4 protein-coding genes are annotated in these 7,075 nt (G+C 71.8%); 2 read left to right on the forward strand and 2 right to left on the reverse strand.

Annotated features, from left to right (window positions below):
* Both E1182_RS27925 and E1182_RS27930 read right to left on the reverse strand, forming a co-directional pair.
* The coding region (locus E1182_RS27925) for an alpha/beta fold hydrolase (protein WP_132270727.1) at window positions 1–591 on the reverse strand (591 nt) is incomplete at its 3' end.
* Window positions 592–654: 63 nt separating this feature from the next.
* A complete protein-coding gene (locus E1182_RS27930; RefSeq protein WP_132270728.1) occupies window positions 655–1,869 on the reverse strand; it encodes a glycosyltransferase in 1,215 nt (404 codons plus the stop codon).
* Between the two features lie 528 nt (window positions 1,870–2,397).
* Here E1182_RS27930 and E1182_RS27940 point away from each other — a divergent pair.
* Both E1182_RS27940 and E1182_RS27945 read left to right on the forward strand, forming a co-directional pair.
* On the forward strand, window positions 2,398–4,455 hold the full coding sequence (locus E1182_RS27940; protein ID WP_132270730.1) for a type IIA DNA topoisomerase subunit B: 2,058 nt from the start codon (window positions 2,398–2,400) through the stop codon (window positions 4,453–4,455).
* A 29-nt stretch (window positions 4,456–4,484) separates the two neighbouring features.
* The gene (locus E1182_RS27945) at window positions 4,485–6,974 is read left to right on the forward strand and encodes a DNA topoisomerase (ATP-hydrolyzing) subunit A (protein ID WP_132270731.1); all 2,490 of its coding nucleotides are present in this window, start codon (window positions 4,485–4,487) and stop codon (window positions 6,972–6,974) included.
* Window positions 6,975–7,075 lie beyond the last annotated feature (101 nt).

Here is a 7,075-nt window from a genome sequence, read left to right on the forward strand (position 1 = left end):
GCCGAACCCCCACCCCGGCCAGACCCCGCAGGCGCCCGACACCGCCGCGATCGCCTGCGTGAACGCCAGCACCAACGGTCCCCGGGTGCCCGGGTAGCTGCGCCACCAGGGCACGCCGACGGCGAGCAGGGCGAGCCCGTCGACCGCGTCCGCGCCGTGCACGGCGAGGTGCAGCAGGGCCGCCTGCCCGCCGAGGGAGTGGCCGAGCAGCAGCCGTCTGCGGCCGTCCAGCCGGGGCTTGAGCGCGTCGAGCACCGCGCCGACGTCGGTGACCAGCTCCGGGTAGCCGTACCGGCAGGCGCGCGAGGGGCGGGGAGTGCTGGCGCCGGTGCCGCGCAGGTCGACCACGGCCACGGCGAGCCCGGCCTCGCGCAGCGCGGCGGCGAACGGGCGGTAGTAGCGGGCCGGTACCCCCATCGCCGGCCAGATCACCACCATCGGCGACAGCTCCAGGTCGCGGCGCGGCGTCAGACGCGCCGAGCTGGAGCTGTCGTAGTCCGGCACGCCCACCGGTTCCGGATAGATCTGCACGCCGATCCGGGCGCCGTCGACATCGACGAACTCCTGGGTGTACGCCGCTTCCCCGCTCATCCTGTCAGCCTACGCCGCGATACTACTGCCCGGTAACCAAGGTGGGGCGGGTCCGGGCCCCGGTCAGGCCGCCGCCGGGGTGACCTGGCCGATGGCGGCGACCGTGGCGTAGACGGTGCCGAGCTGCTCGGCGCAGCGCTTCCAGGAGTACCGGCTGCGGACCCGGTCCAGCGCCGCCGTGGCGTACGCGAACCGGCGTACCTTGTCGGCGAGCAGCCGGCGCAACGCGGCACCGAGCGCCCGGGAGTCGCGCGGCGGGACCAGATCGCCGGTGAGGCCGTCCACCACCGTGTCGGCGATGCCACCCACGTTCGTACCGATCACCGGCACCCCGCACGCCATCCCCTCCAGCGGGGTGAGCCCGAACGGCTCATACCAGGGAACGGTCACCAGCACGTCCGCCGAGCGGTACCAGGCTCCCATCTCCTCCCGGGGCACCGCACCGACCAGCCGGACCCGGTCGGCGACCCCGCAGGCATCGGCGAGCGCGGTGAGTCGACGGGCGAAACCGTCGGCGGGCAGCAGCTCGGCCGGTGGCCCGCCGACCACCACGCACTCGGCGTCCGGGACCGCGGGCAAGGCCCGGACGACCTCCTGGAAGCCCTTGCCTTCGGCCATCCGCCCGACGGTGAGGATCCGGGGCCGGGTCGGGTCGCGGGGGGCGACCGGCCCGTCGGGGCGGAACATCTGTTCGTTGACGCCGGAGGGGACCAGCGCCATCTTCGACCGGGGCACACCGAGGCGGACCAGTTCGCCGACCTCGTCCTGGCACTGCACGATCACCCGGTCGGCGGCGCGTCCCAGCGCCCGCTCGTAGCTGATCCGGCCTGGTGGGCTGGTGTCCTTCGCTCCCTGGTGGCGGCGCCTCACCGAGCCCAGCGCGTGGTACGTCAACACCACCGGGATGTCGGTGCCCCGCGCGGCGTGCACGGTGGCCAGCCCGCTCATCCAGAAGTGGGCGTGCGCCACGTCCGGACGCCAGTCCCCGTGGCGCCACTGGTCGGCCATCCAGCGGCCGAACTCGCCCATGTACGGCAGCAGGTCGTTCTGCGGCACCCGCATCGCCGGCCCGGCCGGCACATGTCGCACCTGGTATCCGGCGGAGGTGTCCACCACGTCGGGCAGCTCGACGGCGTCGCGGCGGGTGTAGACCCGCACATCGTGACCCTCGCCGACCAGCGCCGCGGCCAGTTCGGCGACGTGGGTGTTCTGCCCGCCGCCGTCACCGCCGAGCACGGTGAGCGGGCTGGCGTGCTCGGAGATCATCGCGATGCGCATGTTTCCTCCTCCAAGATCCGGTCCCAGTCGAGCGGGGACTCAGCGACTGGCTTCGGGTCGGCTGCGCCCGGCGTGCCCCGCGTTCCCTCGGCCCACTCCCACCGCGCCGAGGCTGTCGACGTTGATTCCGGCGCCAGCCCGGCACCACCTGGCCGTCGACCACCAGGGCGGCAGCGAGATCGTGGACGATCGAGTTGATGCCGAGGACGCGCATGCCCGGTCCCCTACCCTGGGGGCCCGCAGCTAACCTCTGGCTCATCGACTTCTCGGCGGGAACAAACCTCCGTAGTGGACCTCCTGCCCCGGCGTCGCCCCCGGGCAGCGGCCCGGCGGACGACCGTTCCCCCGGGGGAAGATCGCACCGGACCGGCGCGTTGTGGCCAGGGTGGCGCAGGGCCGCCGCCGCGCGGTGTCGCGTGGGGCTGCGCCGTCGTGTCGGGCGGGGCGGCTACGCTCGCTGCGGCGCGCCGCGCCTGACATCGAGACGGTGAGCGGCATCACACCGCCGAGACCGGGGAGTACGACCAGTTGACCGCACAGCCTGACACCCTCTACGGAGCCGACGACCTCACCCACCTGGAGGGCCTGGACGCCGTCCGCAAGCGTCCCGGCATGTACATCGGCTCCACGGACAGCCGTGGCGTGGGTCACCTCGTCAACGAGATCCTCGACAACTCCACCGACGAGGGTGTCGCCGGTCACGCCACGAAGATCGAGGTGATCCTGCACGCCGACGGCTCGGTGCAGGTCGACGACGACGGCCGTGGCATCCCCACCGACGTGCACGCCAAGTCCGGCATCTCCGGCGTCGAGCTGGTGCTCACCCGGCTGCACGCGGGCGGCAAGTTCGGCGGCTCGGGCTACAAGACCTCCGGCGGCCTGCACGGCGTCGGCGCGTCGGCGGTCAACGCCCTGTCCCGACGCTTCGACGTCAGCGTCCGGCGCAGCGGCAAGATCCACACGATGTCGTTCCGGCACGGCGTGCCGGGCGTCTTCGACGGCGACGGCCCGGACGCACCGTTCACTCCCGGCCCCGGCCTGCAGGTCGTCGGGGCGATGAAGCGCGGCCAGCGCACCGGCACCTCGATCCGCTACTGGCACGACGCCCGCTACTTCGAGACCGGCGCCAGGCTCGACGTCGACGCCGTCCGGATGAAGCTGCGCAACACCGCCTTCCTGGTTCCCGGGGTGGACTACCGGCTGCGTGACGAGACCGGCGAGCAGCCCACCGAGGAGGCGTTCCACTTTCCCAACGGCCTCACCGACATGGTGGAGTTCCTCGCCCCGGCCGGCGACCGCCCGGTCTCCGGCACCCTGATGATCACGGGGGAGGGGGCGTACCGGGAGAACGCGGCCGACGCCAACGGCGTCATGCAGGCCAACGTGCCGCGCCGTGCCGAGGTCGAGATCGCGCTCCGCTGGGGCACCGGCTACGAGCGCACCGTCGAGTGCTTCACCAACACCATCCGCAACGCCCACGGCGGCACCCACCGCAAGGGCTTCGAGCGGGCCCTGGTGCGGACCCTCGCCGACGCCATCCGCAACGCCCGGGGTCTGCTCAAGGCCAAGGAGGAGCCGCCCACGCTGGACGACGTCCTGGAGGGGATGACGGCGGTGGTGCACGTGCGCATCCCCGAGCCGCAGTTCACCTCGCAGACCAAGGACGAACTCTCCACCGCCGGCATCACCAAGGTGCTTCAGTCGCTGGTCGAGCAGCATCTCAAAGCCTGGCTGGACGACCGCCGGACCAGGGCCGAGGCGCGCACCGTGCTGCAGAAGATCGTCGACGCGGCGCGGGTGCGGCTGACCCAGAAGCAGCAGAAGGACGCCGCTCGGCGCAAGACCGCCCTGGAGGGGGCGGCCATGCCCGCGAAGCTGGTCGACTGCCGGTCAGCCGGGATTGAGCGCAGTGAGCTGTTCATCGTGGAAGGCGACAGCGCCCTGGGGACGGGGCGACTTGCCCGATCTGCCGAGTATCAGGCGCTTCTTCCGATCCGGGGCAAGATCCTCAACGTGCAGAAGGCGAATCTCCAGCAGGTGCTGGACAACGTCGAGTGTGCCGCGATCGTGCAGGTGCTCGGGGCCGGGTCGGGGCGTACCTTCGACCTGTCGGCGCTGCGGTACGGCCGCGTGCTGATCATGGCGGACGCCGACGTGGACGGCGCGCACATCCGTACCCTGCTGATCACGCTCTTCGCCCGGTACATGCGTCCGCTGATCGAGGCCGGCCGGCTCTTCGCCGCGATGCCGCCCCTGCACAAGATCACCACCAGGGGCCGCAACCCGCAGACCATCTACACCTACACCCAGGCCGAGATGGAGGCGACGGTCCGCAAGCTGGAGAAGGCCGGCAAGCAGATCGTCACCCCGATCCCGCGCTTCAAGGGCCTCGGCGAGATGGACGCCGACGAGCTGTGGGAGACCACGATGAACCCGGCCACCCGGGCGGTCCGCCGGATCACCCTCGACGACGTCGACGCCGCCGAGCGGATCCTCGAACTGCTGATGGGGGAGAAGGTGGAGCCGCGTCGCAACTGGCTCATCGACTCCTCCGACCGGGTCGACCGCGAGGCGATCGACGCATGAGCACCCTCGTCACGGGAGAGAGCTGAACGATGGCACGCCGCAAGGACGACCGCGCCAAGGTGGACCTGTCCGCCTTCGATCAGGCCGGCGCACGGGTGTTCGACAACCCGCTGGTCACCGAGGTCTCCGACTCCTACCTGGAGTACGCCTTCTCGGTCATCCACTCCCGCGCCCTGCCCGACGCCCGGGACGGGCTCAAGCCGGTACACCGGCGCATTCTTTACTCGATGCACGAGAACGGCTTCCGGCCGGACCGCGCGCACGTCAAGTCGGCCCGCGTCGTCGGGGACGTGATGGGTCGGTACCACCCGCACGGTGACACGGCGATCTACGACGCCATGGTCCGGATGGCGCAGGACTTCTCGCTCAACGTCCCCCTCATCGACGGGCATGGAAACTTCGGGTCCCCGGACGACGGACCGGCCGCCGCGCGTTACACCGAGGCCCGGCTCGCCCGGGAGGCGATGCTGCTCGTCGGCGAGCTGGGCGAGGACACCGTCGACGTCGAGCCGAACTACGACGGCTCGCTGACCCAGCCCACCGTGCTGCCGGCGGCCTTTCCCAACCTGCTGGTCAACGGCGCGTCCGGGATCGCGGTCGGGATGGCGACCAACATGATCCCGCACAACCTGGGCGAGGTGGTCTCCGCCGCCCGCTGGCTGATCAACCACCCGGACGCCACCCTCGACAAGCTGATGGAGTACGTTCCCGGGCCCGACCTGCCCACCGGTGGGCTGCTGCTGGGCCTGGACGAGGTGCGCCGCGCGTACGAGACCGGGCGCGGTGTGGTCCGGATGCGGGGCCGGGTGGAGATCGGCCCGCTGGAGGGCAGTCGTGGCCGGCAGGCGATCACCGTGGTCGAGCTGCCGTACGGCGTCGGCGCGGAGAAGGTCATCGCGGCGATCACCAACGAGGTCACGAAGACGAAGCGGCTGACCGGTATCGCCGATGTCAAGGACCTCACCGACCGGGAGAGCGGCACCCGCCTGGTCATCGAGTGCAAGGTCGGGGTGAACCCGCAGGCGCTGCTGGCCGACCTCTACCGGCTCACCCCGCTGGAGCAGTCCTTCGGTGTCAACAACCTGGTCCTGGTCGACGGCCAGCCGCGTACCCTCGGGCTGAAGGCGTTGCTGGAGGTCTTCCTGGCCCACCGGTACGAGGTCGTCACCCGGCGCAGCGCGTACCGGCGGCGCAAGCGCGAGGAGCGGCTGCACCTGGTCGACGGTCTGCTGATCGCCCTGCTCGACATCGACAGGGTGGTCAAGCTGATCCGGGCCAGCGAGGACGCGCAGGCCGCCAAGGACGGCCTGATGCAGAAGTTCAAGCTCTCCGAGATCCAGGCCACCTACATCCTGGACACCCCGCTGCGCCGGCTGACCAGGTACGACCGCATCGAGTTGGAGGCCGAGCAGGAGAAGCTGCGCGGGGAGATCGCCGAGCTGTCGAAGATCCTCGACGACGACAAGGTGCTCAAGAAGGTCGTCTCCGACGAGTTGGCGGCGGTGGTGAAGCAGTTCGCCGCGCCGCGCCGTACCACCCTGGTCGACGGTGACCTCAAGGAGGTGCTGGCCGCGTCGGTGCCGGCCGGTCCGCTGGAGGTCACCGACGACCCCTGCCAGGTGATCCTCTCCGCGACGGGGCTGGTCGCCCGGACCGCGGCCGAGTCGGAGGAGGCCGCCGAGGGGCGCCGGCGCAACGGCCGGGTCAAGCACGACACCGTACGCGCGGTCGTGCACACCACGGCCCGGGGTCGGGTGCTCCTGGTGACCAGCGCCGGCCGGGCCTTCAAGATCGACGTGCTGCCGCTGCCGGTGCTGCCCGAGCAGGCCGGCACCGTTTCCCTGCGTGGTGGCATGTCCGCCGCCGAGCTGGTGCCGCTGGAGCCGGGCGAGACGGTGGTCGGCCTGGCCCCGCTCGGCGCGACCGCGCAGGGCTCACCCGGCCTGGCGTTGGGCACCCGGCAGGGTGTGGTCAAGGTCTGCTCCCCGGAGTGGCCGGTGCGCTCGGACGAGTTCGAGGTGATCTCGCTGCGCGAGGGGGACGAGGTGGTCGGGGCGACCTGGCTGACCGACGGGCAGGAGGCGCTGACCTTCGTCACCAGCGAGGCGTCGCTGCTGCGGTTCGCCGCGACGCTGGTCCGCCCGCAGGGCCCCAAGGGCGGCGGCATGGCGGGTGTCAACCTGCCGGCCGGGGCCCGGGTGGTCTTCTTCGGCGCGGTTCGCACCGACGACCCGGTGCATGGGGAGCCGATGGTGGTCACCTCGACCGGTGCGACGGTCAAGGTGACGCCGTTCGAGGCGTACCCGGCGAAGGGGCGGGCGACCGGCGGCGTGCGCGCGCAGCGGTTCCTCAAGGGTGAGACGGATCTGGTGGTGGCCTGGGTCGGGCCGCGACCGGTCGGTGCGACGGCGACGGGGGATCCGGTGGAGTTGCCGCCGGCGGATCCGCGCCGCGACGGCAGCGGCTTCGCGGTGATGCTCGGCCCCACGGTCGTCGGCCACCTCATCGAACGCGACTGAACCTCGACGACGGAAGCCCGGGAGCGGATGCTCCCGGGCTTCCGTCGTCTCTGCGCCCCCGTTGTGCAGGGGCGGAGGCGGGGCGGGGTCAGAGTTCGGGC

The sequence above is a fragment of the Micromonospora sp. KC721 genome, assembly GCF_004348355.1.
Classification (GTDB): Bacteria; Actinomycetota; Actinomycetes; order Mycobacteriales; family Micromonosporaceae; genus Micromonospora.

What these genes read in the sequence shown, in the direction of transcription:
- E1182_RS27945 (WP_132270731.1), top strand. Translation starts at nt 4,485, where the DNA reads ATGGCACGCCGCAAGGACGACCGCGCCAAGGTGGACCTGTCCGCCTTC.
- E1182_RS27930 (WP_132270728.1), bottom strand. Translation starts at nt 1,869, where the DNA reads ATGCGCATCGCGATGATCTCCGAGCACGCCAGCCCGCTCACCGTGCTC.